This window comes from Desulfogranum marinum (assembly GCF_016918565.1).
Lineage (GTDB): Bacteria > Desulfobacterota > Desulfobulbia > Desulfobulbales > Desulfobulbaceae > Desulfogranum > Desulfogranum marinum.
On sequence record NZ_JAFFQD010000170.1, the window covers coordinates 1 to 419 of the forward strand.

At 53.7% G+C, this 419-nt stretch carries 1 protein-coding gene; it reads left to right on the top strand.

Annotated features, from left to right (window positions below; translation table 11 throughout):
- Positions 1-154 precede the first annotated feature (154 nt).
- The gene (locus JWH17_RS23355) at positions 155-352 is read left to right on the top strand and encodes a hypothetical protein (protein ID WP_205225105.1); all 198 of its coding nucleotides are present in this window, start codon (positions 155-157) and stop codon (positions 350-352) included.
- The last annotated feature ends 67 nt before the right edge of the window (positions 353-419 follow it).

Consider the following 419-nt stretch of genomic DNA (forward strand, 5'->3'; position numbering starts at 1 on the left):
AGTTAAAACAGGATGGCGGGCAGAGATTGAACGGAGAGTATCCGCAATACCCTCACTATTGCGCATGAGCGGCCCCGTGGCCACGTTTGCAAGAATAGCCATGGACTATCTGTCCAAAGTGGCCGGAAATGCGTCTAGCGTCGAGTGGAGGGGCGTGGAGAAGGATTCAATGAAGCAAATTATTGAGGATGGCTGGGCACCTCGCAAAGCAGGCCAAGTTATTCAGGATCATTCGCCAGGGCAAGTAGGTCGAGATCCGGTCAAGATGGCGCAGGAACTCGAAGCGCTCTCTGAGACCGCTGAGCCAAGGCCCCAGAAACCCACGACACCGAGCTATGGTTTAGGCAGTTGATGATGCGATTGATTGATCGATTTCCTGGCTCTCCTTAAAAAGTACTTGCTGTGGTGAGTGCGCGGGG